29 protein-coding genes are annotated in these 25,542 nt (G+C 71.3%); 22 read left to right on the plus strand and 7 right to left on the minus strand.

Going from position 1 to position 25,542, the window contains the following annotated elements; genetic code table 11:
* Positions 1–79 precede the first annotated feature (79 nt).
* The 3 genes from rplM (at position 80) to glmM (ending at position 2,686) form a co-directional block, all read left to right on the plus strand.
* A complete protein-coding gene (gene rplM / locus ACIRQP_RS07725) occupies positions 80–523 on the plus strand; it encodes a 50S ribosomal protein L13 (RefSeq protein WP_403884935.1) in 444 nt (147 codons plus the stop codon).
* Between the two features lie 42 nt (positions 524–565).
* Positions 566–1,093, plus strand: a complete 528-nt coding sequence (gene rpsI, locus ACIRQP_RS07730) for a 30S ribosomal protein S9 (protein WP_030351459.1) — start codon at positions 566–568, stop codon at positions 1,091–1,093.
* A gap of 225 nt (positions 1,094–1,318) precedes the next feature.
* Entirely contained in the window at positions 1,319–2,686 is a 1,368-nt protein-coding gene (gene glmM, locus ACIRQP_RS07735; RefSeq protein ID WP_403884938.1) for a phosphoglucosamine mutase, read from the plus strand.
* 144 nt (positions 2,687–2,830) lie between these two features.
* Here the strand turns inward: glmM and ACIRQP_RS07740 are convergent, their stop codons facing one another.
* Both ACIRQP_RS07740 and coaA read right to left on the minus strand, forming a co-directional pair.
* Positions 2,831–3,790: a DUF389 domain-containing protein gene (locus ACIRQP_RS07740; protein ID WP_403884941.1), complete on the minus strand. Its 960-nt coding sequence runs from the start codon at positions 3,788–3,790 to the stop codon at positions 2,831–2,833.
* Positions 3,791–3,810: 20 nt separating this feature from the next.
* Positions 3,811–4,806 carry a type I pantothenate kinase gene (coaA, locus tag ACIRQP_RS07745; protein ID WP_403884944.1) on the minus strand — a complete coding sequence of 332 codons (996 nt, stop codon included), beginning with the start codon at positions 4,804–4,806 and terminating at the stop codon, positions 3,811–3,813.
* A 128-nt stretch (positions 4,807–4,934) separates the two neighbouring features.
* On the opposite strand from coaA, the gene glmS reads away from it, so the two are divergent.
* The 7 genes from glmS to ACIRQP_RS07780 all read left to right on the plus strand — a co-directional run bounded on the left by glmS (position 4,935) and on the right by ACIRQP_RS07780 (position 12,465).
* Complete coding sequence (gene glmS / locus ACIRQP_RS07750) at positions 4,935–6,782, plus strand: glutamine--fructose-6-phosphate transaminase (isomerizing) (RefSeq protein ID WP_403884947.1); 1,848 nt, start codon at positions 4,935–4,937, stop codon at positions 6,780–6,782.
* A 49-nt stretch (positions 6,783–6,831) separates the two neighbouring features.
* Complete coding sequence (locus ACIRQP_RS07755; RefSeq protein WP_129770841.1) at positions 6,832–7,200, plus strand: holo-ACP synthase; 369 nt, start codon at positions 6,832–6,834, stop codon at positions 7,198–7,200.
* An 86-nt stretch (positions 7,201–7,286) separates the two neighbouring features.
* Positions 7,287–8,753 carry an NAD(P)H-hydrate dehydratase gene (locus ACIRQP_RS07760; protein ID WP_403884950.1) on the plus strand — a complete coding sequence of 489 codons (1,467 nt, stop codon included), beginning with the start codon at positions 7,287–7,289 and terminating at the stop codon, positions 8,751–8,753.
* Positions 8,754–8,884: 131 nt separating this feature from the next.
* Complete coding sequence (gene alr, locus ACIRQP_RS07765; protein WP_403884953.1) at positions 8,885–10,048, plus strand: alanine racemase; 1,164 nt, start codon at positions 8,885–8,887, stop codon at positions 10,046–10,048.
* A gap of 170 nt (positions 10,049–10,218) precedes the next feature.
* Positions 10,219–11,475: an alpha/beta fold hydrolase gene (locus ACIRQP_RS07770; RefSeq protein ID WP_403884956.1), complete on the plus strand. Its 1,257-nt coding sequence runs from the start codon at positions 10,219–10,221 to the stop codon at positions 11,473–11,475.
* Positions 11,447–12,025 (plus strand): tRNA (adenosine(37)-N6)-threonylcarbamoyltransferase complex ATPase subunit type 1 TsaE, encoded by a 579-nt coding sequence (tsaE, locus tag ACIRQP_RS07775; RefSeq protein ID WP_403884960.1) that lies wholly within the window; start codon positions 11,447–11,449, stop codon positions 12,023–12,025. Before ACIRQP_RS07770 ends, tsaE begins: the two co-directional genes overlap by 29 nt.
* 170 nt (positions 12,026–12,195) lie before the next feature.
* Positions 12,196–12,465 carry a hypothetical protein gene (locus tag ACIRQP_RS07780; RefSeq protein ID WP_403884963.1) on the plus strand — a complete coding sequence of 90 codons (270 nt, stop codon included), beginning with the start codon at positions 12,196–12,198 and terminating at the stop codon, positions 12,463–12,465.
* Positions 12,466–12,525: 60 nt separating this feature from the next.
* Here the strand turns inward: ACIRQP_RS07780 and ACIRQP_RS07785 are convergent, their stop codons facing one another.
* Positions 12,526–13,083, minus strand: a complete 558-nt coding sequence (locus tag ACIRQP_RS07785) for a L,D-transpeptidase (protein WP_403884966.1) — start codon at positions 13,081–13,083, stop codon at positions 12,526–12,528.
* A gap of 103 nt (positions 13,084–13,186) precedes the next feature.
* On the opposite strand from ACIRQP_RS07785, the gene tsaB reads away from it, so the two are divergent.
* The 5 genes from tsaB (at position 13,187) to ACIRQP_RS07810 (ending at position 16,286) form a co-directional block, all read left to right on the plus strand.
* Positions 13,187–13,840 (plus strand): tRNA (adenosine(37)-N6)-threonylcarbamoyltransferase complex dimerization subunit type 1 TsaB, encoded by a 654-nt coding sequence (gene tsaB, locus ACIRQP_RS07790; RefSeq protein WP_403884968.1) that lies wholly within the window; start codon positions 13,187–13,189, stop codon positions 13,838–13,840.
* 53 nt (positions 13,841–13,893) lie between these two features.
* A complete protein-coding gene (gene rimI, locus ACIRQP_RS07795; RefSeq protein WP_403884971.1) occupies positions 13,894–14,442 on the plus strand; it encodes a ribosomal protein S18-alanine N-acetyltransferase in 549 nt (182 codons plus the stop codon).
* Positions 14,435–15,544 carry a tRNA (adenosine(37)-N6)-threonylcarbamoyltransferase complex transferase subunit TsaD gene (gene tsaD, locus ACIRQP_RS07800; RefSeq protein WP_403884974.1) on the plus strand — a complete coding sequence of 370 codons (1,110 nt, stop codon included), beginning with the start codon at positions 14,435–14,437 and terminating at the stop codon, positions 15,542–15,544. Before rimI ends, tsaD begins: the two co-directional genes overlap by 8 nt.
* Positions 15,541–15,798: a hypothetical protein gene (locus tag ACIRQP_RS07805; protein ID WP_403884977.1), complete on the plus strand. Its 258-nt coding sequence runs from the start codon at positions 15,541–15,543 to the stop codon at positions 15,796–15,798. The genes tsaD and ACIRQP_RS07805 overlap by 4 nt, the downstream gene beginning before the upstream one ends.
* A gap of 131 nt (positions 15,799–15,929) precedes the next feature.
* Entirely contained in the window at positions 15,930–16,286 is a 357-nt protein-coding gene (locus ACIRQP_RS07810; protein ID WP_403884980.1) for a YciI family protein, read from the plus strand.
* Between the two features lie 43 nt (positions 16,287–16,329).
* Here the strand turns inward: ACIRQP_RS07810 and ACIRQP_RS07815 are convergent, their stop codons facing one another.
* Positions 16,330–16,728: a MerR family transcriptional regulator gene (locus ACIRQP_RS07815; RefSeq protein ID WP_403884983.1), complete on the minus strand. Its 399-nt coding sequence runs from the start codon at positions 16,726–16,728 to the stop codon at positions 16,330–16,332.
* 60 nt (positions 16,729–16,788) lie between these two features.
* Between ACIRQP_RS07815 and ACIRQP_RS07820 the strand changes: the two genes are divergently transcribed.
* Positions 16,789–17,697: an NAD(P)-dependent oxidoreductase gene (locus ACIRQP_RS07820; RefSeq protein ID WP_403884986.1), complete on the plus strand. Its 909-nt coding sequence runs from the start codon at positions 16,789–16,791 to the stop codon at positions 17,695–17,697.
* An 81-nt stretch (positions 17,698–17,778) separates the two neighbouring features.
* Here ACIRQP_RS07820 and ACIRQP_RS07825 read toward each other — a convergent pair whose 3' ends face one another.
* Positions 17,779–18,300 carry a potassium channel family protein gene (locus ACIRQP_RS07825; protein WP_403884989.1) on the minus strand — a complete coding sequence of 174 codons (522 nt, stop codon included), beginning with the start codon at positions 18,298–18,300 and terminating at the stop codon, positions 17,779–17,781.
* Positions 18,301–18,335: 35 nt separating this feature from the next.
* Entirely contained in the window at positions 18,336–19,232 is an 897-nt protein-coding gene (locus ACIRQP_RS07830) for a helix-turn-helix transcriptional regulator (RefSeq protein WP_403884992.1), read from the minus strand.
* A gap of 275 nt (positions 19,233–19,507) precedes the next feature.
* Between ACIRQP_RS07830 and ACIRQP_RS07835 the strand changes: the two genes are divergently transcribed.
* From ACIRQP_RS07835 to ACIRQP_RS07850, 4 genes are all read left to right on the plus strand, one after another.
* Positions 19,508–20,521: an aldo/keto reductase gene (locus tag ACIRQP_RS07835; protein WP_403884995.1), complete on the plus strand. Its 1,014-nt coding sequence runs from the start codon at positions 19,508–19,510 to the stop codon at positions 20,519–20,521.
* A 71-nt stretch (positions 20,522–20,592) separates the two neighbouring features.
* Positions 20,593–21,354, plus strand: a complete 762-nt coding sequence (locus ACIRQP_RS07840; protein WP_403884998.1) for an SDR family NAD(P)-dependent oxidoreductase — start codon at positions 20,593–20,595, stop codon at positions 21,352–21,354.
* Between the two features lie 231 nt (positions 21,355–21,585).
* Positions 21,586–22,251 (plus strand): hypothetical protein, encoded by a 666-nt coding sequence (locus ACIRQP_RS07845; RefSeq protein WP_403885001.1) that lies wholly within the window; start codon positions 21,586–21,588, stop codon positions 22,249–22,251.
* Between the two features lie 71 nt (positions 22,252–22,322).
* The gene (locus tag ACIRQP_RS07850) at positions 22,323–22,688 is read left to right on the plus strand and encodes a hypothetical protein (protein ID WP_403885004.1); all 366 of its coding nucleotides are present in this window, start codon (positions 22,323–22,325) and stop codon (positions 22,686–22,688) included.
* 32 nt (positions 22,689–22,720) lie between these two features.
* Here the strand turns inward: ACIRQP_RS07850 and ACIRQP_RS07855 are convergent, their stop codons facing one another.
* Positions 22,721–24,013, minus strand: coding sequence for an SAM-dependent methyltransferase (locus tag ACIRQP_RS07855; RefSeq protein WP_403885007.1), 1,293 nt, complete (start codon positions 24,011–24,013; stop codon positions 22,721–22,723).
* Between the two features lie 110 nt (positions 24,014–24,123).
* On the opposite strand from ACIRQP_RS07855, the gene ACIRQP_RS07860 reads away from it, so the two are divergent.
* Both ACIRQP_RS07860 and ACIRQP_RS07865 read left to right on the plus strand, forming a co-directional pair.
* Entirely contained in the window at positions 24,124–25,086 is a 963-nt protein-coding gene (locus ACIRQP_RS07860) for a polysaccharide deacetylase family protein (protein ID WP_403885010.1), read from the plus strand.
* Positions 25,083–25,505 carry a hypothetical protein gene (locus tag ACIRQP_RS07865; RefSeq protein WP_403885013.1) on the plus strand — a complete coding sequence of 141 codons (423 nt, stop codon included), beginning with the start codon at positions 25,083–25,085 and terminating at the stop codon, positions 25,503–25,505. The genes ACIRQP_RS07860 and ACIRQP_RS07865 overlap by 4 nt, the downstream gene beginning before the upstream one ends.
* The last annotated feature ends 37 nt before the right edge of the window (positions 25,506–25,542 follow it).

The raw sequence follows: 25,542 nt of genomic DNA on the forward strand, positions 1-25,542 counted from the left end.
GCCCCTGTACAGGACCCGTCCCCTCAGCCCTGGGGGGCTGGGGGAGACCCCATCACTGAAGAAGCGAAGGCATACGACCGTGCGTACGTACAGCCCCAAGCCCGGCGATGTGACGCGCCAGTGGCACATCATCGACGCGCAGGACATCGTCCTGGGCCGTCTGGCGACCACCGCCGCCAACCTTCTGCGCGGTAAGCACAAGCCGATCTACGCGCCCCACGTCGACACCGGTGACTTCGTCATCATCATCAACGCCGACAAGGTGCACCTCTCCGGCAACAAGCGGACCCAGAAGCTGGCGTACCGCCACTCCGGTTACCCGGGTGGTCTGCGTTCCGTCCGCTATGACGAGCTGCTCGCCAAGAACCCCGAGAAGGCCGTCGAGAAGGCCATCAAGGGCATGATCCCCAAGAACACCCTGGGCCGTCAGATGATCTCGAAGCTGAAGATCTACTCGGGCGACCAGCACCCGCACGCTGCGCAGCAGCCGGTCCCGTTCGAGATCACCCAGGTCGCGCAGTAGTTCCGGCCACCCCCTAAGACGAAAAGAAATCTGAGGAGCATCGTGGCCGAGACCACTGCAGAGACCCCCGTCGAAGCCCCCGAGGCGGAAGAGACGTACGCCGAGGTGACGACCTTCGAGTCGGAGACCCCGGTCGAGGGTGAGTACACCTCCGAGTCGCTGGCGTCCCGCTTCGGCGACCCGCAGCCGGCGGCCGGCCTGGGCCGTCGCAAGAACGCCATCGCCCGCGTCCGGATCGTCCCGGGCACCGGCAAGTGGAAGATCAACGGTCGCACCCTTGAGGAGTACTTCCCCAACAAGGTGCACCAGCAGGCTGTCAACGAGCCCTTCAAGGTGCTTGAGCTCGACAACCGCTACGACGTCATCGCCCGTATCTCGGGTGGCGGCGTCTCCGGCCAGGCCGGCGCCCTGCGTCTCGGTGTGGCCCGCTCGCTGAACGAGGCGGACGTGGACAACAACCGCGCCCCGCTGAAGAAGGCCGGCTTCCTGAGCCGCGACGACCGCGCGGTCGAGCGCAAGAAGGCCGGTCTGAAGAAGGCCCGCAAGGCGCCGCAGTACAGCAAGCGCTAAATCGCTCGCTTGCCGGTACTGGCATGACGGCCTTCTTGGCCGGCCTCTACGGCATCCGAACGCCCCGGCGGCACTCCGTGCTGCCGGGGCGTTCGTTTTATTGGTTACTCGGGCGTATAACAGCATCAGGCGCTCAAAACTTTGCATGGGTTTGCGTTTTCGAAATCTTTTCGCTCGGGGCGATATCGGTGATTGCCGGCTCCGGGTGTTCTCGGAGGGAGAGCTGTGGGACGACTCTTCGGCACGGACGGCGTGCGCGGTGTCGCCAACGCCGATCTGACGGCTGAGCTGGCGCTCGGTCTTTCGGTCGCGGCGGCGCATGTGCTCGCCGAGGTGGGGACGTTCGAGGGGCATCGGCCCACGGCGGTGGTCGGACGTGATCCTCGTGCCTCCGGTGAATTCCTGGAGGCCGCCGTCGTGGCGGGACTCGCGAGCGCGGGTGTGGACGTGCTGCGTGTCGGTGTGCTGCCCACCCCCGCGGTGGCGTATCTGACCGGGGTGCTGGGCGCCGACCTCGGCGTGATGCTCTCCGCGAGCCACAACGCCATGCCCGACAACGGCATCAAGTTCTTCGCGCGCGGCGGGCACAAACTCGCCGATGAACTGGAGGACCGTATCGAGGCCGCCTACTACGAGAACACCGTGCACCGCACCGGCGCCCCCTGGGAGCGGCCGACCGGTGGCGGAGTCGGCCGGGTCCGCTCGTACGACGAAGGTTTCGATCAGTACGTGGCACATCTGATCGCTGTGCTGCCGAACCGGCTCGACGGGTTGAAGGTCGTCCTGGACGAGGCGCACGGCGCGGCGGCCCGGGTGTCGCCGGAGGCGTTCACCCGCGCCGGCGCCGAGGTCATCACGATCGGCGCTGAGCCGGACGGGCTGAATATCAACGACGGATGCGGCTCCACCCATCTGGACCAGCTCAAGGCCGCGGTCGTCGAGCACGGCGCGGACTTCGGCATCGCACACGACGGCGACGCGGACCGCTGCCTGGCCGTGGACGGCGCGGGCGAGGAGGTCGACGGCGACCAGATCCTCGCCGTACTGGCCCTCGCGATGCGCGAGGCGGGCACGCTGCGCGGCGACGCGGTGGTCGGGACGGTCATGTCCAACCTCGGGTTCAAGATCGCGATGGAGCGCGAGGGCATCCATCTCGTCGAGACCGCGGTCGGTGACCGCTACGTACTGGAGTCGATGAAGGAGCACGGCTACGCCCTCGGCGGCGAGCAGTCGGGCCATGTCATCGTCCTCGACCACGCCACCACCGGCGACGGCACCCTCACCGGCCTGATGCTCGCGGCCCGGGTCGCCGCGACGGGCCGTACGCTGGCCGACCTCGCGGGCGTCATGCGACGGCTGCCGCAGGTGCTCATCAATGTGCCCGACGTCGACAAGTCACGGGTGAAGACCTCCGCCGAACTGGCGTCGGCGGTCGCCGAGGCCGAGCACGAACTGGGCTCCACGGGCCGCGTCCTGCTGCGCCCCTCGGGCACGGAGCCGCTGGTACGGGTGATGGTCGAGGCGGCGGACATCGACCAGGCGCGGACGGTGGCGAGCCGGCTGGCGGACGCGGTGAAGTCGGCGCTCGGCTGAAGGCGTTGAGCCGAGTCGGTGAAATGTGCCGGCGGCCCGGACCCCACGACGGGGTCCGGGCCGCTCGGTTTCCGGGCCGTCTGGTTGTGGACCGCCCGGTGTGGGCCACTCGGTTTCGGGCCGCCTGGTTGTGGGCCGCTCGGGTCAGGACCGTACGCCGGTGCCGCCCGTACGCCGTATGCGTCCGCGCTGCTTCGTCCACAGCGCCTTCTGGGCGAGCAGCGTGAGCGTACCGGCGGCGACGATGCCCGCCAGGTTCAGCAGGAGCTGGCCGCTGGAGCCCGCAACCTGCTTGAAGTCGCCGTAGCCGAGGGCGACCGCCGCGTTGGCCGCCGCGGGGACCGTTGTCACCGAGATGGCGACCCCCACCAGCGCGCCCGACTTCGCGGAGGTCAGGGAGAGCATCCCGGCCACACCCGCGAGCGCCGCGACCACCAGTGAGAACAGGTCAGGGTTCCAGATGAACGAGGTGTTGGGCCGGTCGGCCTCCAGCATGGTTTCCGTGAAGAGCCCGAAGCCGTCCATCACCAGACTGAACACGGTCGTCAGCCCCATCGCCACCGCGAACCCGGCGATCAGCGCGATCAGCGAACGCCACGCCAGCAGCGGAGCGCGCTGCACCAGCGCCGTACAGATCCCGGCCAGCGGGCCGAACTCCGGGCCCACCGCCATCGCGCCCACGATCAGGATCGCGTTGTCCAGCACCACCCCGCAGGCCGCGATCATCGTCGCGAGGGAGAGGAACGCCAGATAGGTGAGGGAGAGCGAGGACTCCTCGTGGGTCACCTCCTCCAACTGCTCCCACAGCACGGCGTCGACGCCCTCGCCGGGCGCCGCCTCCTCCGCCTCGTCCGCCCGCTTGGAGAGCGACAGATCGATGTTCTCCACCGAGATCGAACCGGTCTCGTCGATCCCGAGGGCACGCAGATCCGCGATCAGTTCGTCGCCCGCCTCGCGCGCCACGTCGCACATGACCAGATCGCCCCGTGGATCGCGGGAGGCCCCCGGTACGACGACGAGGTGCGCGGTGCCGACGGTTCGCTCCACGGCCTGTACGACCTCGTCGGTACGGCCGGCCGGCACGAGCAGACGCAGATGCAGCACGCTGACAGTCCCTCAGCTCTTCAGAGTTTGCGCAGTGACAGCCGCTGGACCTTGTGGTCGGGGCCCTTGCGCAGGACCAGTGTGGCGCGGCTGCGCGTGGGCGCGACATTCTCCAGAAGATTAGGCTTGTTGATGGTCCGCCACATCGTCCTGGCGTAGTCGAGGGACTCCTCCTCGGAGACCTGGGTGTACTTCCTGAAGTACGAGGCGGGGTTCTGGAAAGCCGTCTCGCGCAGCTTGCGGAAGCGGTTGAGGTACCAGGTCTCGATGTCCTCGGCGCGGGCGTCGACATACACGCTGAAGTCGAAGTAGTCGGCGAGACCGACTCTGGTCCTGCCGTCCTTGCCGGGCAGCGCGGGCTGGAGGACATTGATGCCCTCGACGATGAGGATGTCGGGCCGCCGTACGGTGAGCAGTTCGCCGGGCACGATGTCGTAGATCAGATGTGAGTAGACCGGGGCCGTGACCTCGTCCTTGCCCGCCTTGATGTCCGCGACGAACCGGGTCAGGGCCCGGCGGTCGTACGACTCCGGGAAGCCCTTGCGCGACATCAGCCCGCGGGACTGGAGCTCCTTCATCGGGAGCAAAAAGCCGTCCGTGGTGACGCGTTCGACCCGCGGGTGCTCGGGCCAGCGCGCGAGCAGCGCCTGCAACAGCCGGGCCACGGTGGACTTCCCGACGGCGACACTGCCCGCCACCCCTATGACGAACGGCGTACCGCGCTGGGCGCCGTGCCCGTTGCCCGCGTCCCCGAGGAAGGTGTTCAGCGCGCCGCGCAGCCCCGCCGTGGCCTGGACATAGAGATTGAGCAGCCGGGAGAGCGGCAGATAGACGTCCCGTACCTCGTCGAGATCGATGACATCGCCGAGTCCGCGCAACCGCTCGACCTCCTCGGCGGAGAGGGGCAGCGGCGTCTTGTCGCGCAGCGCGCTCCACTCGGCCCGGCTGAGGTCGACGTAGGGGGTCGGCCCGTGCTCGCCCCGTCGTTGGGCGCTTGCTGGCGGCGAAGTGATCACCCTTCATTGTCGGGGGTGCGGGGTCCCTGCGGGTGGTGTGCTCGGTCACGTGCGGGGGAGCAGGAGGCGCATGCGCCCCGCACCCGCCGCTCCACGAAGATCGACCGGACAGCACCTAGGCTGCCGACATGTGCGGAATTGTGGGTTACGTCGGCGGACAGTCGGCGCTTGATGTGGTCATCGCGGGCCTCAAGCGGCTTGAGTACCGGGGGTACGACTCCGCCGGAGTCGCGGTACTCGCCGACGGCGGGCTGGCCGCGGCGAAGAAGGCGGGCAAGCTCGTCAACCTGGAGAAGACGCTGGTGGAACGGCCGTTGCCGAGCGGCACCACCGGTATCGGGCATACCCGGTGGGCCACCCACGGCGGCCCGACCGACGTCAACGCCCACCCTCATCTGGACAACGCGGGACGCGTCGCCGTCGTACACAACGGCATCATCGAGAACTTCGCCGCGCTCCGCGCCGAGCTGGCCGGGCGCGGCCACGACCTGGAGTCGGAGACCGACACCGAGGCCGTGGCGCATCTGCTCGCCGAGGCGTTCTCGTCGTGCGGCGATCTCGCGGAGTCGATGCGGCAGGTGTGCCGGCGGCTGGAGGGGGCCTTCACGCTCGTCGCCGTACACGCGGACGAGCCGGACGTGGTGGTCGGCGCGCGCCGTAACTCCCCGCTGGTGGTGGGCGTCGGGGACGGCGAGTCCTTCCTCGCCTCGGACGTCGCCGCGTTCATCTCCCATACGCGCTCCGCGCTCGAACTCGGCCAGGACCAGGTCGTCGAACTGCGCCGCGACGCGGTGGTGGTGACGGACTTCGACGGCGCGCCGGCCGGGGTCCGTTCGTACCACGTGGACTGGGACGCGTCTGCCGCCGAGAAGGGCGGTTACGACTACTTCATGCTGAAGGAGATCGCCGAGCAGCCCAAGGCGGTCGCGGACACCCTCCTCGGACGGATCGACGCCGAGGGCTCGCTGACGCTCGATGAGGTACGTATCCCGGCGTCCGTGCTGCGCGAGGCGGACAAGGTCGTCATCGTGGCGTGCGGGACGGCCTTCCACGCCGGGCTGATCGCGAAGTACGCCATCGAGCACTGGACGAGGATGCCCTGCGAGGTGGAGCTGGCCAGTGAGTTCCGCTACCGGGACCCGATCCTGGACCGGCGCACGCTGGTGATCGCGATCTCGCAGTCCGGCGAGACCATGGACACGCTGATGGCGCTGCGGCACGCCCGGGAGCAGGGCGCGAGGGTGCTGGCCATCTGCAATACGAACGGTTCGACCATCCCGAGGGAGTCGGACGCCGTCCTCTACACGCACGCGGGCCCCGAGGTCGCCGTCGCGTCGACCAAGGCGTTCCTGACCCAGCTCGTGGCCTGCTATCTGGTCGCGCTGTATCTGGGGCAGCGGCGCGGTACGAAGTGGGGCGACGAGATCAGGGCCGTCATCCGGGACCTGTCGCGGATCTCCTGCGAGGTGGAGCGGGTCCTGGAGACGATGGAGCCGGTACGGGCCCTGGCGCGCTCGCTCAAGGACAAGCGGACGGTGCTGTTCCTGGGCCGGCACGTGGGCTATCCGGTCGCCCTGGAGGGCGCGCTGAAGCTCAAGGAACTGGCGTACATGCACGCCGAGGGGTTCGCGGCCGGTGAGCTGAAGCACGGGCCCATCGCGCTGATCGAGGAGGATCTGCCGGTGGTGGTGGTCGTACCCTCGCCGCGTGGCCGCTCCGTGCTGCACGACAAAATCGTGTCGAACATTCAGGAGATCCGGGCCAGGGGCGCGCGCACGATCGTGATCGCGGAGGAGGGGGACGACGCGGTGGTGCCGTACGCGGACCATCTGATCCGTGTCCCGGCGACACCGACGCTGCTTCAGCCGCTGGTCGCGACGGTGCCGTTGCAGGTGTTCGCGTGCGAGCTGGCGACGGCGCGCGGCAATGAGGTGGACCAGCCGAGGAACCTGGCGAAGTCCGTGACCGTGGAGTGAGCGGTGACCATGGAGTGGATACGGCGAGCAGCCGGACAAGGAGGGTGAGTTGATCATCGGGGTGGGGATCGACGTCGCGGAGATCGACCGGTTCGCGGAGTCCCTGCGGCGGACGCCGCAGTTGGCCGGCCGGCTCTTCTCGGAGGAGGAACTGCTGCTGCCGAGCGGCGAGCGACGTGGAGTGGCCTCCCTGGCGGCGCGGTTCGCCGCCAAGGAGGCCGTGGCCAAGGCCCTGGGCGCGCCGGTCGGGCTGCGCTGGACGGACGCCGAGGTGTGCGTGGAGGACAGCGGGCAGCCGCGGCTGCGGGTACGGGGGACGGTCGCGGCGCGCGCCGCGGAGCTGGGCGTACGGAGCTGGCATGTGTCGCTCAGCCACGATGCGGGGGTGGCGTCGGCCGTGGTGATCGCCGAGGGTTGAGGGTAGGGGGCGGGCAACGGCAGGCAATGGTGGGTGACGGCGGGCAATGGTGGGCGACGGCCGGCGACGGCGGAAGGGCTGGTCGAATGCGTACTGCGTACAGCGTGGAGACGGTACGGAACGCCGAACGCGAGCTGATGGCACGGCTGCCGGAGGGCGCGCTCATGCAGCGCGCCGCCGCGGGTCTCGCCGCGGCCTGCGCGGGCCTGCTGCGGGATCTGCTGGGGCGGGTGTACGGGGCGCGGGTCGTCCTGCTCGCCGGCAGCGGGGACAACGGCGGTGACGCCCTCTACGCCGGGGCCCGGCTGGCCCGCCGTGGCGCCGCGGTCACCGTCGTGGAGCTGGCCCCCGGCCGGACCCACGAGGGCGGGCTGACGGCGCTGCTCGGCGCGGGCGGACGCGTCGCCGACGAGCCCTTCGCCGTACTGGCCGATGCCGATCTCGTACTGGACGGCATCACCGGCATCGGCGGACACGGCGGGCTGCGCGCCGACGCGGTACCGGTGGCACGGGCGGCCCGCGGCTCCGGCGCGCTGATCGTCGCCGTCGATCTGCCGAGCGGGGTCGAGGCGGACAGCGGGGAGGTGACGGGGGAGGCGCTGCTCGCGGACGTGACGGTGACGTTCGGTACGTACAAGCCGGGCCTGCTGATCGACCCGGCCAGGGAACACGCGGGCGCGGTACGGCTCGTGGACATCGGCCTCGCGCCGCATCTGCCGTCCGTGCCCGGCCTGGAGGCGCTCCAGCACGAGGACGTGGCGCGGCTGCTGCCGGTGCCGACGGGCGAGAGCGACAAGTACCGGCGCGGTGTGGTCGGTGTCGTGGCCGGATCCACGCGGTATCCGGGCGCGGCGGTGCTCGCGGTGGCGGGCGCGCTGCGGGGCGGCGCGGGCGCGGTCCGCTATGTCGGCCCGCGCGGCGACGCGGTGATCGCGCGCTTCCCGGAGACGCTGGTGCACGAAGGGCCGCCGTCCAAGGCGGGCCGGGTCCAGGCGTGGGCGGTCGGCCCGGGGCTGGGGGACGCCCTGGGCGAGGGCTCGGGCCCCGAGGCCGCCGTGGCGGACGTCCTGGCCTCGGACGTCCCGGTGCTGGTGGACGCGGACGGGCTGCGGCTGCTGGACGCGGAGACCGTACGGGGACGTACGGCCCCGACCCTCCTCACCCCGCACGCGGGCGAGGCGGCGGCGCTGCTCGGCGTGGCCCGAGCGGAGGTGGAGTCGGGCCGGCTCGCGGCGGTACGGGAGTTGGCCGCGCGGTACGGCGCGACGGTGCTGCTGAAGGGCTCGACGACGCTGGTCGCCGACCCGGACCCGGCCGTCCCCGTCCGGGTCAACCCGACGGGCACGTCCTGGCTGGCCACGGCGGGCAGCGGGGACGTCCTCTCGGGCCTGTCCGGCTCCCTGCTGGCCACCGGCCTGCCGGCCCGCGACGCCGCGTCGGTGGCGGCCTATCTCCATGGCCTCTCGGCCCGGCTGGCGTCGAGGAACGCGCCGGTGGCGGCGGACGACGTGGCGGAGCACCTGCCGGAGGCATGGCGGAACGTCGTGGGCTGAGCGGCGGTGCGCCGAGTGGCGGTGCGACACGTGGTGATGTGCGGGGCGGTGGTGTGCCGGGTGGTGGCGCCGTGCCGAGCAGGCAGTGCGACGACACCGGCCCCGTACATCGCTCTGAGAGACTGGGCACGATGACCGAAAACAAGCACACTTCGGCCGGCCTCCGCGCGCGGGCCGAAGTCGATCTCGCCGCCCTTCGGGGCAATGTGCGCGCGCTGCGCTCGCGTGTGGGACCCGGCGCCGCGCTGATGGGTGTCGTGAAGTCCGACGGATACGGGCACGGCATGGTGCCCACGGCGCGGGCCGCCCTCGACGCGGGCGCCACCTGGCTGGGCACGGCCACCCCCCATGAGGCGCTCGCCCTGCGCGCGGCGGGCATCGAGAGCCGGATCATGTGCTGGCTCTGGACACCCGGCGATCCCTGGCGGGAGGGCATCGAGGCCGATCTCGACATGTCGGTCAGCGCGATGTGGGCCCTGCGCGAGGTGACCGCCGCCGCGCGCGCGGCGGCGCGCCCCGCCCGTATCCAGCTCAAGGCGGACACCGGCCTCGGCCGGAACGGCTGCCAGCCCGCCGACTGGCCGGAACTCGTGGCCGCCGCGCTCGACGCCCAGGCCGCCGGTCTGGTCAGGGTCACCGGACTCTGGTCCCACTTCGCGTGCGCCGACGAGCCGGGCCATCCCTCCATCGCCGGGCAGCTCGACGCCTTCCACGAGATGATCGCGTACGCCGAGAAGGAGGGCGTCGAGCCCGAGGTCCGGCATATCGCCAACTCCGCGGCCACGCTCACGCTCCCCGAGGCGTCCTTCGATCTCGTACGGGCCGGCATCGCGATGTACGGCATCTCCCCGAGCCCGGAGGTGGGCACCTCCCGGGACTTCGGTCTGCGGCCCGCGATGACGCTCTCGGCCTCCGTGGCGCTGGTCAAGCGGGTGCCGGAAGGACACGGCGTCAGCTACGGCCACCACTACGTCACGTCCCGGGAGACGACCCTCGGACTCGTACCCCTCGGTTACGCCGACGGGATCCCGCGCCATGCCTCCGGCCGTGGTCCCGTCCTGGTCGGCGGGGTGCGGCGGCGGGTGGCCGGACGGGTCGCGATGGACCAGTTCGTCGTCGACCTCGGCGGCGACACCCCCGAGCCGGGCACGACCGCGACCCTGTTCGGGCCGGGCGACCGCGGCGAGCCGACCGCGGAGGACTGGGCTGAGGCGGCGGACACCATCGCCTACGAGATCGTCACACGCATCGGTTCACGCGTCCCTCGCGTCTACGTCAACGAGCGGCCCGAATGACGGCTCGCTCGACGATCCGCCTGACGATCCGCGCGACGGCCGGAACGAGTGGCCTGAAATGCCGCGTTGCCCGCATGCGTATGTTGAAGGGGCAACGGCCCGTGTGACCGCAGCCGGGTGAAGCTCAGTACGACGGGGAAGATTCCGGCGGGAACGACGAGGAGCGCACGGTGAGCGAGAGCAGCGCGGCGGGTGACGCGGCGGCCAGGGCGGCAGCCGTGGTGGCGTCGGTCACGGGCAACTGGCGCAAGGCGGGCGTCGCCGGAGCCGCGATAGGCGTGATCGCGGCCGGTGCGGCGGCCGGAGTCGCGATCGAGAGACTGACCGTCGGCCGCGGGATGCGCAGAAGGGCCCGGCTCGCGCTCGACGCGTCGGGACCGTACGGCGCGCTGCGCGGCACCCCGGGCAAGGCGCTCGCCGACGACGGTACGGAGCTGTACTACGAGACCGACGAGGTCGACCCGGAGAGCGCGACCGGCGCGGGTGCGGCGGCCTCCCCGCGCCGCCGCAGGCTCTTCGGCCGGAAAACCCCCGCGCCGGTCACGGTCGTTTTCAGCCATGGCTACTGCCTGAGCCAGGACGCCTGGCACTTCCAGCGCGCCGCCCTGCACGGGCTCGTCCGTACCGTCCACTGGGACCAGCGCAGCCACGGCCGCTCCGCGCGCGGCGCCGCCCAGCAGGGCCCCGGCGCGGTCCCGGTCACCATCGACCAGCTCGGCCGCGATCTGAAGACCGTCATCGACGCGGCGGCGCCCGAGGGCCCGCTCGTGCTGGTCGGTCACTCCATGGGCGGGATGACGATCATGGCCCTCGCCGACCAGTATCCGGAGCTGGTACGGGAGAGGGTCGTCGGCGTCGCCTTCATCGGTACGTCGAGCGGCAGGCTCGGCGAGGTCAACTACGGCCTGCCGGTCGCGGGCGTGAACGCCGTACGCCGCGTCCTGCCCGGCGTGCTCAAGGCGCTCGGCTCCCAGGCCGAGCTGGTCGAGCGCGGCCGGCGGGCCACGGCGGATCTCTTCGCGGGCCTGATCAAGCGGTACTCCTTCAGCTCGAAGGAGGTGGACCCGGCGGTCGTACGGTTCGCCGAGCGGCTCATCGAGTCGACCCCGATCGATGTGGTCGCGGAGTTCTATCCGGCCTTCACCGATCACGACAAGGTGCAGGCGCTCTCGATCTTCCTGGAGATCCCGGCGCTGGTCCTGGCCGGCGAGAGCGATCTGGTGACCCCCAGCACGCACAGCGAGGCCATCGGCGATCTGCTGCCGGACGCGGAGCTGGTACTCGTACCGGACGCCGGGCATCTGGTGATCCTGGAGCATCCGGAGGCCGTCACGGACCGGCTCGCCGACCTGCTGGCACGCGTGGGCGCGATGCCGGCAGCGGCTAACGTTGGCACTCATGGAAGCACCGCACAGCCCGGCGGCTGACGCCGCGCCCACCCGTTTCCCCGACCGTCCCGCCGTCCGCCTCACCGTCGAGACCCCGGAGCGGATGCGGGAGCTGGGCCGCGGACTCGCGGCCCTCCTGCGCCCCGGCGATCTCGTGATGCTGACCGGTGAACTCGGCGCGGGCAAGACCACCCTCACGCGCGGCCTCGGCGAGGGCCTCGGTGTCCGCGGCGCCGTCACCTCCCCCACGTTCGTGATCGCCCGGGTCCATCCGTCCCTGGTCGGCGGCCCGGCGCTGGTCCATGTCGACGCGTACCGGCTGGGCGGGGGTCTCGACGAGATGGAGGACCTCGACCTGGATGTCTCGCTGCCGGACTCCGTGGTGGTCGTGGAGTGGGGCGACGGCAAGGTCGAGGAGCTGTCGGACGACCGGCTGCATGTGGTGATCCACCGGACCGTGGGCGCGGATACGAACGTGGATACGGAAGCTGACCCGGGGGCCGACGGCGCTGACGAACGGCGCACGGTCACGCTGACCGGCTTCGGCAACCGCTGGTCGGACGCGGATCTGGCCGCGCTGACCCACTGAGCCATCCCACCGAACCGCCCCGCCGCCCCACCGATTCGGCCAGCCGTTCCGTACTTTCCGACAAGACGTCGGCAAAATGTTGCGCGTGCCGTGCCGTACGTGGTGACATGGTACGGAGAAGTGGTTAGGTCTACCTAACTACACCTGCCCCCGAACACCAGGAGGCATCCATGCCGGCGCCAGCACATGAGCCGCGTCCGCGCTCCGCTCCGTATCTGACGCGATCGCTCTCGCCGTCGTCCGTTCCCATGAAGGATCTGCTGGCGTCCTGCGCGTCGGCGGCGGCCGTGTCCACGCCGCCGTGCGAGCCGTCGGCCGCGGCGGTCGCCGAAGCGGCGCTCGCCGAGGCGGCGGCCAGGGACGCCGAGACCGGGGATCTTGAGCCGCTGCGCGAGCGGGAACAGAGACGCGACGCCGCACGGGAGCGCGACGCCGCGTAAGAGGGCCGAGTGGCTGCGTAGCCGGGTAGTTCGGGGCTAACGGCCTTCGCCTCCTCCGGCCTACGGGACCACCACGACCTTGGAACCGACCGTCGCGAACGTCCACATCGCGTTTCCGTCCGCGACCTTCATCCTGACCCCGCCCGTCTTCAGCGTCGGGTCGGGGCTCGACAGCGTGCCGTCCACCGCCGCGCTGAAGCCGATCGCGACATCGCCGACAAGCGCGAACCGCACGACATGCTCGATCCGTACGCCGTCCGAGCCCGTGACCGATCCCGACCGCGAGGTCACCTGATACGAGCCGGGTTCGGGGCTGACGGTGCTCGGCATGACCGGGAAGGTCCGCGTCACCCGCTCGTTCTCCTCCACCAGCCACACGCGCCGGTTGGCCAGCGCATAGACGACCCGTAGGCCCTTGCCCGACTCCGCGGGAAGGACACGCGGGTCCTTGGGCTTCTGTGCGGGGGCCCCGGCGGCGCCGGAGGGGGCGGTACGGGGTGTCTTGGGCTTGGCGAGGGTGTCGGGGACATGCGCCGACGCCTGGTAGGCGAGGAAACCGACCGCGGCGATGGCAGCCGCGGTGAGCCCGGCCACGATTCCCGAGCTGCTCCTGGACACCTTGATCCACCTCTCGTACGTATGACTCCGTGGTGACGTTAGCAGCAGGCGGCTGACGGGACTGGGCGCCGTGCCTTGGGGCCGGGAGCCGTAGGCTGTTTGCGTGCTTCTGCTCGCCGTTGATACCGCCACGCCCGCCGTCACCGTCGCCCTCCACGACGGCAGCTCCGTCCTGGCCGAGGAGAGTCAGGTCGACGCTCGCCGCCATGGGGAGCTGCTGCTGCCCGCCGTCGACCGGGTCCTCGCCGGGGCCGGGCTGAAACTGGACGCGGTCACGGACCTGATCGTCGGCGTCGGCCCCGGACCGTACACAGGGCTGCGCGTCGGCCTGGTCACGGCGCTGACCCTCGGCTCGGCGCTCGGGGTGCCGGTGCGGGGGCTGTGCACGCTGGACGGGCTCGCGTACGCCTCCGGGGTCGAGGGCTCCTTCGTCGTCGCGACGGACGCACGGCGCAAGGAGGTCTACTGGGCGCGCTACGCGGACGCCCGTACCCGGCTGACCGAACCGGCCGTCGACCGGCCCGCCGATATCGCGGAGGCGGTCGCGGGGCTGCCCGCCGTCGGCGCCGGGGCGCTGCTCTACCCCGGTACCTTCCCGGACGCTCGCGACCCCGAGCACCAGTCGGCCGCGGCGCTCGCCTCATTGGCGGCGGAGAGACTGGCCTCCGGCGGTGAGTTCCTGCCGGCGCTGCCGCTCTATCTGCGCCGGCCCGACGCGCAGGTGCCCAAGAACTACAAGGTGGTCACGCCGAAGTGACGGACGCGACCGATGCGGCAGACGGGACCGCGGCAGAGGGGACCGCGGCCGGCGTGAACGCGGCTGACGTGAACGCGGCCGGGGCGGCCGGGGCGGCGGCTCCCGCCGTCACCTTGCGCGAGATGCGCTGGTGGGACATCGAGCCGGTGCTCGCGCTCGAACGCGAACTCTTCCCCGAGGACGCCTGGTCGCCGGGCATGTTCTGGTCGGAACTGGCCCACGCGCGCGGCCCCCGGGCCACCCGCCGCTATGTGGTGGCCGAGACGGCGGAGTCCGGCAGCGTCCGGATCGTCGGCTACGCCGGACTCGCCGCCGCGGGCGGACTCGGCGACGTACAGACCATCGCCGCCGTCCGCGACCAGTGGGGCACCGGTCTCGGCTCCCGGCTGCTCACCGACCTGCTCCAGCACGCCACCGCCTTCGAGTGCGAGGAGGTGCTGCTCGAAGTGCGGGTCGACAACCTCCGCGCACAGCGGCTGTACGAGCGGTTCGGCTTCGAGCCGATCGGGTTCCGGCGCGGCTACTACCAGCCGGGCAATATCGACGCGCTCGTCATGCGCCACCACGTGAAGACCCATCAAGGAACTGAGACCCATGGCTGACGAACCCCTCGTCCTCGGTATCGAGACCTCCTGCGACGAGACCGGCGTCGGCATCGTCCGGGGGACGACCCTGCTCGCCGACGCCATCGCGTCGAGCGTCGACGAGCACGCGCGTTTCGGCGGTGTGGTGCCGGAGGTCGCCTCCCGCGCGCATCTGGAGGCGATGGTGCCGACGATCGAGCGAGCGCTGAAGGAGGCGGGGGTCTCCGCGCGCGATCTGGACGGGATCGCGGTGACCGCGGGCCCCGGTCTCGCGGGCGCGCTGCTGGTGGGGGTCTCGGCGGCGAAGTCGTACGCGTACGCGCTGGGCAAGCCGCTGTACGGGGTGAACCACCTGGCCTCCCACATCTGCGTCGACCAGCTGGAACACGGCCGGCTGCCCGAGCCGACCATGGCGCTGCTGGTCAGCGGCGGCCACTCGTCGCTGCTGCTCGCGCCGGACATCACGGCCGATGTGCGGCCGATGGGCGCGACGATCGACGACGCGGCGGGCGAGGCGTTCGACAAGATCGCGCGGGTGCTCCAGCTGGGGTTCCCGGGCGGCCCGGTGATCGACCGCCTGGCGAGGGAGGGCGACCCCTCCGCGATCGCGTTCCCGCGCGGACTGACCGGGCCCCGCGACGCGCCGTACGACTTCTCCTTCTCGGGCCTGAAGACCTCGGTGGCCCGCTGGATCGAGGCGAAGCGGAACGCGGGCGAGGAGGTGCCCGTACGGGATGTGGCGGCCTCGTTCCAGGAGGCGGTGGTCGACGTACTGACCCGGAAGGCCGTCCGTGCCTGCAAGGACGAGGGCGTGGACCATCTGATGATCGGCGGCGGCGTCGCGGCCAACTCCCGGCTGCGCGCGCTCGCGCGGGAGCGCTGCGAGCGGGCGGGCATACGGCTGCGGGTGCCGCGCCCCGGGCTGTGCACGGACAACGGCGCGATGGTGGCGGCGCTGGGCGCGGAGATGGTGGCGCGCAACCGGCCGGCGTCGGACTGGGAGCTGTCGGCGGACTCGTCGCTGCCGGTGACGGAACCGCATGTGCCGGGGCAGGCGTACGACCACCGGCACGATCACGACCATGTGCACGAAGCGGCGAAGGACAACCTGTACTCATGACGGTCGCGCTGATGTGGGAGGCGAAAGCGGCGCCCGGCCGGGGCGCGGAGCTGCTGGTGTGGGCGCGGACGCGGGAGCTGCCGTACGCCCCCGTCCGCCGCGAACTCCTGCGCGCCCCCCAGGACCGCGTCCTGGTCATCACCTGGTGGGACGCCCCCTACGACGCGGATCTCCCGGAACTCCCACCCCCACCCCCGGATCTCGTCGCCCGGCCACCGCACCGCTGGCGCTTCGAGTCGGTCGCGGCGGAATAACCGGCGGTGGGCCCGGCCCCGTTCAGCGCGACCGGTGGGAATTCCGGTGCGTGTCGATCCGGTGGGTTCCCGTTCGACGTACGGGTGACAGGGGCGGGGAACGGCCCCGCCGTACACCCCGAGGAGTCACCATGCCGCGCTATCTGTCGACCGTCAGCAGCAGTGAGAAGAACGCTCCCGCCGGTGGGCCCAGTCCCGAGCTGATGCGGCGCATGGGCGAGCTGATCGAGGAGATGACCAAGGCCGGTGTGCTGCTCGACACCGCCGGGCTGACGCCGTCCGCCCAGGGTGTGCGCTTCCGGCGGAGCGGCGGGAGGCTCAGCGTCACCGACGGGCCGTTCACCGAGGCCAAGGAGGTCATCGGCGGGTACGCCATCGTGCAGGCCAAGGACAAGGAACAGGCCATCGAGTGGACCCGGCGCTTCGTGGAGATCCACGGTGACGAGTTCGACATCACCGTCGAGCTACGGGAGATCGCCGAGCCGTAAGCCGTAAGCCGTAATCCGTAAGCCGGCGTCGGAGCGGACGGGGTCAGGTCGCGCGCGCGGTCCCGGCGGGGGGCGGGGCCGCGGCCGGTACGGGGGCGTTGATGATGGCCGTCAGGATCCGGCGGGCGGCGTCGAGCTGTGCGATGGCGTCATTGATCCGGTCGAGTTCCACGGACAGCCCGGGGACCAGCTCCGGGCAGCCGGGCGCCAGGACGGCCTCTTCCTCGACATCGACCATGCAGGGCAGCACCTCGGCGATCACCGCCGTGCCGAGACCGGCCGCGAGCAGTGTGCGGATCCGCCGCACACTCGCCACGTCGCTCTCGTCGTACTCGCGGTACCCGCTCGGCCGGCGCACCGGGCGCAGGAGTCCCTGCTCCTCGTAGTAGCGGAGCGCCCGCTGGCTGACCCCGGCTCGCCGGGACAGTTCTCCGATACGCATATGGCCCCCCACCAGCAGGAGTTGACTCTCACGCCGACGTGAAGGTTTAGCTTAACCGCCATGACGACGACGGAACCGAATACCGCGAACCGCATACCCGTCACGGTCCTCGGCCTGGGCCCGATGGGCCGCGCCCTGGCCGGCGCGTTCCTGAAGAACGGCCACCCGACGACCGTATGGAACCGCTCGGCCGGCAAGGCCGGCGACCTGGTCGCCCGGGGCGCCGTCCTCGGGGATACGGTCGCCGACGCGGTGGCGGCGAGTCCCCTCACGCTCGTATGTGTCATGGACTACGACGCCGTACACGCGCTCCTCGCCCCCGCCACGGCCGCGCTGAAGGGGCGCACCCTGGTGAACCTGACCACCGACTCACCGGACCGGGCCCGTGAGACGGCCGCCTGGGCCGCCGGACACGGCATCCGCTATCTCGACGGATCGATCATGACCCCGACCCAGACCATCGGGGAATCCGCCGCACTCGTCCTCTACAGCGGACCGGAGGAGGTGTACGAGACCCACCGGCCCGCCCTGGCGAGCCTCGGCGGCACCGCCGGCTATCTCGGTACGGATCCCGGCCGGGCGGCGGCGCACGATGTGGCTCTGCTCGACCTTTTCTGGACCGCCATGAGCGGTGTCGTCCACGCCTTCGCGCTGGCCGCGGGGGAGAACATCAGGGCGACGGACTTCGCCCGGTACGCCAAGGGCATCAGCGATCTGCTGCCCGACATCATGGACGCCTTCGCGCGCCATATCGAGGAGGGCCGCTTCCCGGGCGAACAGTCCACCCTCCTCTCGGCCGCGGTGGGGATGGACCACATCATCGACGCCGCGCGCGCCCGCGGCCTCGAAACCGGGGTGCTCAGCGCCGCGCGGGACGTCGCCCGGCGGGCCATCGACGCCGGACACGGCAGCGACAGCTACTCACGGCTGGCCGAGGTCCTCGGCAGGCCGGTCGCCGCCGCGAAGTGATCCGGAGAGCGAGCCGGTGAAGTGACCCGATGGAGCCGGCCGATGGAGCCGACCGGTGAAGCGAGCCGGTGAAGCGACCGGTCAGGGATCCTTCGCGCGGGGACTTTCCGGGGGCGCGGGGCCGCCGGAGTCCATGAGCAGGCGTTCCAGACGGTCGAAGCGTTCGTGGAGGGCGCGTGTCTCCTCCGAGACCCCCGCCCTCCCCTCGCGCTCCGCGTGTTCGACGGCCAGCGCCATCTGACGCGCGTGGTGGGCTGCCCCGCCGACGAACCAGGTGGCGATGGACGCCGTCACGATGCTGAACACGGAGATCCCGGCGAGCATCACCACACCGGCGATGACGCGCCCCGGCGCGGTGACGGGGTACAGGTCCCCGTACCCCACGGTGGTCGCCGTCTCGATCGACCACCACAGAGCGAGGGGGAAGGACGTGATGGTCGCGTGCGGCGCCGACACCTCGAACGGGACGATGATCCAGGAGCCGACCAGCAGGATCACGACGACGGCCAGCGTGGCCCACGCGGCTGCTCTCACATGCAGCCGCTGCCAGCGCTCACTGCCCAGCAGCCGTCTCAGCAGGTACACGAAGGACAGCGGTGGCATGGGCGGGGACCTCGTTCGGCTCGATCGCCCCGAAACTACCCGGGGGTGCCCTGCCCGGACCGTCTGACACTCGCGGGAGCGTTCACGGGAACCGAAGGCGCGCTCAGGGAGCCGAGCAGCCGCAGGGACTGGGCCGAGGCCGAATCCGGTTCGGGGCTGAGGAGGTTGAGCAGCTGGTCGGGCTCGTCGGGGAAGGTCAGCGTCTCGCAGTGCAGGACCAGTTCACCGACCGCGGGGTGCCGTACGTGCTTGGTGCGGTGCGTGGCGTACCGGACGTTGTAATCGGCCCACCAGCGGCGGAAGTCCGCGTCCTGGACGGACAACTCACCGATCAGCGTGGCCAGTCGGGGATCGTGCGGGAAGCGGCCGCTGTAACGGCGCAGGTTGGCGACGCAGTCCTCCGCCATCTCCTCCCACTCCGCGTACCGCTCGCGTGCGGTGGGGTCGAGGAAGATGTAGCGGGCGAAGTTCCGCTCAGCGGCGGGCTGCGCGTCGAAATCGGTGAGCAGCGCGTGCGCCAGCTGGTTGGAGGCGAGGACGTCCATCCGGTAACCGATCAGGAACATCGGTACGTGGTCGAGGCCCGCCAGCAGAGCGAGCAGTCCGGGCCGGATCCGCTGCGTGGCGGGTGATCTGCGGCGGGAGCTGCCCCGGGGCGGCCGGGCCAGCTCGATGAGATGGTCGCGCTCGATGGCGTTCAGCCGCAGGGCGCGCGCGACGGCGTCCAGGACGCTGTCGGAGATGTTGAGATGACGGCCCTGCTCCAGGCGTCCGTAGTAGTCGGCGCTGACGCCCGCGAGGTAGGCCACTTCCTCGCGCCGCAGACCGGGCACCCGGCGTGGGCCCGGATGGGGTTGTACGCCGGCCTGCTCCGGGGTGATCCGGGCGCGCCTGGTGCGGAGAAAGTCCCGCAGTTCCGCGTTGCGCTCCATTTGCAGGACTGTAGCCGCACGAAGGGAGCGTACGGGCGGGCGAAGGTGGGTCTGTCAGACCTGGTCGGGGAGTGCCCAGGTCGGCTCTGGCCGGGTCCGGGCAGGGCGTGGCCGAGGTGGTGCGGGACGTGGCGCGCGGTGGTTGTGTGGTGGAAGGAGCGGTGGTCGGCACCGACCACCCCGCATTCCACCCCCACCCCCACCTTCTTCCCACCTTCACCCCACCCCTCTCTTCGATTCTCTTCGATTCTCTTCGATCCCCAAGGAACACAGCGATGAGGCACGTCCCCACCACCACTCTCGGCGACGGGCTCGCGGTCGGCGCGCTCGGCTACGGAGCGATGGGCCTGTCCGATGTCTACGGCCCCGCCGAGGAGCGGGAGTCCCTGGCCACCCTGCACCACGCGCTCGACCGGGGCGTGACGCTCATCGACACGGCCGACGTGTACGGCGCCGGACAGAACGAGCGCCTCGTCGGACGGTTCCTCGCCGAGCGGCGCGCGGAAGTTACCGTGGCCAGCAAGTTCGGCATCGTCCTCGGCGAGTCCGGCATGGGTACGGACGGGATGACGACACGCGGTGACGCCGCGTACGTACGGGCTGCCGCCGACGCGAGCCTGGAGCGGCTGGGTGTCGACACCATCGACCTGTACTACCTGCACCGCCGCGATGTCTCCGTCCCCGTCGAGGAGACGGTCGGAGCCATGGCGGAGCTGGTCGAGCAGGGCAAGGTCCGGCATCTGGGGCTGTCCGAGGTGACCGCCGACGAACTGCGGCGGGCACACGCCACGCATCCGATCGCGGCCGTGCAGAGCGAGTGGTCGCTCTGGAGCCGCGATGTGGAGCGGGCGGTGGTGCCGACGGCGGCCGAGCTGGGCGTGGGGTTCGTGCCGTACTCGCCGCTGGGGCGCGGGTTCCTCACCGGCACGCTCACGGACCGGGCCGCGCTGGCCGGTGACTGGCGGGCGGGTCTGCCGCGCTTCTCGGGGGATGCCTTCGACCGCAACCAGGCCGTCGTACGCGCGGTCCAGGGCCTCGCGGACGAGCTGGGCGCCACCCCCGCGCAGGTGGCGCTGGCCTGGCTCCGTGCGCAGGGGGAGCGGTTCGGGCTGCCGGTGGTGCCGATCCCGGGTACGCGGCGGGCCGCCCGGGTCGACGAGAACATCGATGCGCTGGACGTCGTCCTCGACGCGGGACAGCTGGGGCTGCTGAGCGGGCTGGCGGAGGGTGTGGTGGGGCGCCGCTCGGACAACGACGACCCGAACTGGGTGTCGGACACCCGTGAATGACGAGCACGGAAAACGCGATGGACGCGTCGGTTTCGACGGACACACGGACCAAGAGCGAAAGAGAGTGGAACATGAGCGGACGCCTGGACGGAACGGTCGCGCTGGTCACCGGCGCGAGCAGCGGTATCGGTGAGGCGACGGCGCTGTCACTGGCGGCCGAGGGCGCGTCGGTCGCCGTCGTGGCCCGGCGCAGGGATCGGCTCGACGATGTCGTGGCCCGTATCCGGGACGCGGGCGGCACGGCGCACGCCTTCGGCGCGGACATCACCGAGGCGGGCGAGGGCGCGGCGGTCGTCACCCGGGTCGTCGAGGAGCTGGGCCGGCTGGACACCGTCGTGAACAACGCGGGCGTGATGCTGCTCGGGCCCGCGCTGGACACCCCGGTCGCGGAGTGGCAGCGGATGGTCGACCTCAACCTGTCGGCGCTGCTCCGGGTGACGCACGCCGCGCTGCCGCACCTGGTGTCCGCCGCCGCCGACGGGCCGCGCGGGGTCGCCGACCTCGTGAACATCAGCTCCGTCGCGGGACGGGCGGCCACTGCCAACGCGGCGGTCTACAACCTGACGAAGTTCGGGGTGACGGCGGTCAGCGAGGCGCTGCGCCAAGAGCTGGCGGGCCGGCACGTACGGGTGAGCGCGGTGGAGCCGGGCGCGGTGGTCACGGAGCTGACTCACCACCTCCGGGACGGGGTCCGCGACAACATCGAGGCCTGGTACGGCGGGATGGAGAGCCTGCGGCCGGAGGACATCGCGGAGGCGATCGAGTACATCGTGACCCGACCTCGCCGGGTGGCGGTCAACGAGATGCTGATCAGGCCGACGGAACAGGTCTGACCGAAGAGGTCTGCCCCAACGGGTATGACCGAACAGGTATGACCGAGCAGGTCTGTCCGAACGGGTTTGGCCGAAGAGGTCTGTCCGAACGGGTTTGGCCGAAGAGGTCTGTCCGAACGGGTTTGGCCGAAGAGGTCTGCCAAGGGCGGCTGTGCATGGCCCCGGACCTCGCCAGGCACAGCATCGGACCCCGCTCCGTCGACGCCCGTCCACACCGCTAACCTCTGCCGAATGATCAGCCGCGCTCCGCTGCCGCCGCCCCCGCCGCCCCAGGAGCAGAGCCCCTGGCCCGACGACCACGCGGCGGAACTCGCCGAGCGGGCCCGGACGATGGTGGAGCTGAGCAGACGCGGTCTCTCCCTCGGCCGGCTGGTGGCGCTCTGGCTGACGGGAGCGCTCGCCGTGCTCGGCTGGGCGGCCGTGGGAACGGCGATCCAGAGCTTCGAGGGGGGCGGCCTCGGACTGATGACCGGAGTGGTCGCGCTGGGCCTCGCGGCGTTTCTCCTGGTCCCGGCGGCGGTCGCGGTCGGCTTCTGGCTGAGCCGGGGCCGTGTCATACGGGAGCGGCTGGACGCCTGGGCGCGGTTCGCCCCGGAACCCGTGACGGACATACGTCTGGGCGCGCACCGGCGGTCCGTGATGTGGCTGCTGCCCTCGATGCTGCTGTGCCTGGTGGGGATATGGGTGACCGGCCGGGCCCTGGCCGAGGCCGGAAGCGGGGGCGCGGTCGGCCGGGAATCGGTCACGCTGGGTGAGACGGCGTACGCGCTGGGGCTCGGCGTCACTCTCCTGGTGACCGGTCTGCTCGGGCTGGTTCCGTCGGTCAGGCATCAGTACTGGTCAGGCGGGTTGATGAGGCCGGTGCTGATCCGTGGCGGCGGAGGCGCGCATCGCTGAGGCCGGTCTTACCGTGTCCGTCCTATCCTGAAGAGGGAACGCATGCGCCATTCAGGGTTAAGGGGCGGCGGATGGAATGGATTTGGTGGATTTTCGTCTTCTTCATCGTGGGCGGCTTCGGCTGGATGGCCGACACGGGTCGCACAGCGCTGCGGACCCGGCACGAACGAAGAATTGAGCGGCTCAAGCTCCAGGAGCACGAACGGCTGGCCCTTGAGCAGGCCAACAAGCCCCCGGAGCCGGTCTGTGGCTGCTCGCACCATCTGGCGAAGCACGACCGGCAGGGCAAGTGCCACGAGGACGTGGAGGTGCCGATGGAGTGGGACGAGAACAAGAAGCCCCTGCGGTACGAGCGCCGGCAGTGCAACTGCCAGCAGTACATCGGCCCGCAGCCGCTGTCACAGATCTACGCGGACGAGTTGACGGATCTGGATTGACGGATCCGAACCGACCTGACGGGCCTGACTGCCTAGCAGCCCCCGCCGGGGGTCCGGTCCACCGGGTGGCCGATGAGCATCGTCGGGGCGCCGGCGACCCTGGTGAGGAAGACCGTGGTCGCGTGGGGTCCCTTGAGTTTGAGGCGGCGGCGCAACTCCTCGGGCTCCACCGCCGATCCGCGCTTCTTCACGGTCAGCACGCCGACCTCGCGCTCGCGCAGCAGGGCCTTCAGCTTCTTGAGACCGAAGGGGAGTTGGTCGGTGATCTCGTAGGGCGTGGCGAACGCGGTCGGGCGCGGTTCGTCGGCCGTGACGTACGCGATCGTCTCGTCGATCAGCCCGCCGTCCAGGTCGTCGGCGACCTCGGCCACCAGATGCGCGCGGATGACGGCGCCGTCCGGCTCGTACAGGAAACGGCCGACCGGCCGGACGGGCGGATCGGGCAGACCGCGGCCGGTGAGGGTGGCGCCGGAGGGCAGGAGGGTGGCGCGGCGCGCTCCGGCGACGACGACCTCCTGGCCGCCGTCCCGGCGCCTGCTCTCGCGCCGGTGCCAGAGCACGGCTTCCTTCACGTCACCGCCGTCCGAGATCCACTCGGCCTCGAAGTCGTCGGGGATCAGTTCGTGCGGGATGCCGGGCGCGATCTTGACCGCGCCCGCGCCGGCCCGCCGTACCGCGTCGACCGCCCAGGACAGCGGCGGTGAGTACGCCTCCGGATCGAAGATCCTGCCCCGGCCGCCGCGCCGCGCGGGGTCGATGAAGAGGGCGTCGGCCCCGGTCGTGTCGTACTCCAGGACATCCGCCCGGCTCACTGTCACGGGCGGGCCGTCCGGCGCCAGGGTGCGCACATTGGTGAGGGCGATCTCGCAGGTCAGCGGGTCGAGATCGACCGCGGTCACGGCGAGGCCCGCGCGGGCCAGCTCGATCGCGTCGCCGCCGATGCCGCAGCAGAGGTCCGTGACCCGCGCGTCCGGCGCGAGGGCGCGGAACCGGGCGGCCCGGTGGGCGGCGACGCTGCCGCGCGTGGCCTGCTCGACGCCGTTCGGCGTGAAGTACATGCGGTACGCGTCCTCCGCGCCGAACTTCGCCACTCCGCGCTGCCGCAGCCGCGCCTGCGCCAGCGCCGCCGACACCAGCTCGGCCGGGTGCTCACGGCGCAGCCGGGTGGCGAGGGCGAGCTCCTGGGCCGGGTCGTGGTCGCGCAACTCGGCGAGCAGCGCCTGTCCCTCGGCGGAGAGGAGGGGCGCGAGGAGCGGCGTGGGAGGAGCCGGTACGGGAGGGGGCGAGGCGGCGGGGGAGGGGGCGCGGTCGGTCACCCGGTCCATTGTGGGCCAGCCGGGGGACGGTACGCGCCGGGGCGGCGGTGTCGGGCGCCCGGAGGCTCCGCGCGCTGACAGGATGCGACGCCATGCAGCTAGTACGACAAAAAGAAGAGATGCTCACACAAGCCGCATACCGTGCACCGGGACGCGGACGATGGCGCGGCCATACGGTCCTGATCGCGCTGCTGGTCGTCGCCCTCGCCGCGGGATGTGCCACCGGGTCCGACGACCCGGCGAAGTCCGCGCACGGCGCGTCCGCCGCCGGGAAGCCGGGCCAGGTCGCCGCCGGGGCGCCGCACGAACAGAAGGCGGCCGAACTGGACGCGCTCTATTCGCCCGAGAACGTACGCCGCGCCCAGGCCGCGCGCGCCGTCGCCGCGAAGAAGTGGGGGCTCGCGAGCACCCCTCTGCCCGAGCCCCGGCCGCCCGCCGTCAAGCCGGAGATCACCACCCGCGAGGGCTTCGAGGTCGAGGGCGGCGACGACCTGCCGCCGCTGTTCACCACCGTGCCGGTCGACGGCAAGAAGGTGGTCTTCCTGACGATGGACGACGGCTCGGAGAAGGACCCCGAGCTGCTGCGGATGATGAGCGAACTGAAGATCCCCTACACCGCCTTCCTCAGCGATTACGTCATCAACGACAACTACGGCTACTTCAGGCAGATGCGGGACCGCGGGGTCGCCATCCAGAACCACACCCTCAACCACCCGTACATGCCCGGCCTGTCGTACGAGGAGCAGAAGCGGGAGATCTGCGGACAGCAGGATCTGCTGGCGAAGAACTACGGGAAGCGGCCCACGCTCTTCCGGCCGCCGTACGGCAACTACAACGCCGACACGCTGCGCGCCGCGAAGGAGTGCGGGATCAAGGCCGCGCCGATCTGGGCGTCCGAGGCGTTCCCGGACCACATGGAGTGGCGTGAGTGGGACCGGGACATGCACCCCGGCGACATCATCCTGACCCACTTCCGCGGACGGGACGAGTGGAAGGGCTCCATGCCCGACATGATCCGCCATGTCATGAAGGTCGTCACGGACAAGGGGTACGCCGTCGGCAAGCTGGAGGACTACGTATGAAACCCGCGCACCGGCTGCTGGCCGGGGTGCTGGCAGCCGGTGCGCTCCTCGCGGCCGGCTGCGCGCAGTCGGCCGACGTGATGGACCCGATGGATCCGATCGAACGGCTCGGCCGCAAGGCGGCGCAGCGGGTGGGCCCGCACACCTCGGTCCCGCCCCGGGTGCCCGTGCCGCTGCCGGGGCCCGGACCGGGATCGGTGGACGGGTCCGTGGACCCGTCCGCGCCGGGCGTTCCCCACCGCCCCGTCTGCGGGCTGCACGAGATGTCGCCCGCGCCCCCGTCCGCGTCCCCGCCGCTGTCCGCGCCGCCGTCCCCGCTGCTGTCCGCGCCCTCGCCGCCGTCGCCACCGCTCCGGCACTGCCCCTCGGTGCTGCCCGGCTCGTACGGAACCCCGGCCCCCGGAGCTGCGTTTCCGTAGTGATGAAAGATCCGCCACGAACGCGCTCACTGGCACT

The sequence above is a fragment of the Streptomyces sp. NPDC102274 genome, from assembly GCF_044766385.1.
In the GTDB taxonomy this organism is placed as follows: Bacteria; Actinomycetota; Actinomycetes; order Streptomycetales; family Streptomycetaceae; genus Streptomyces.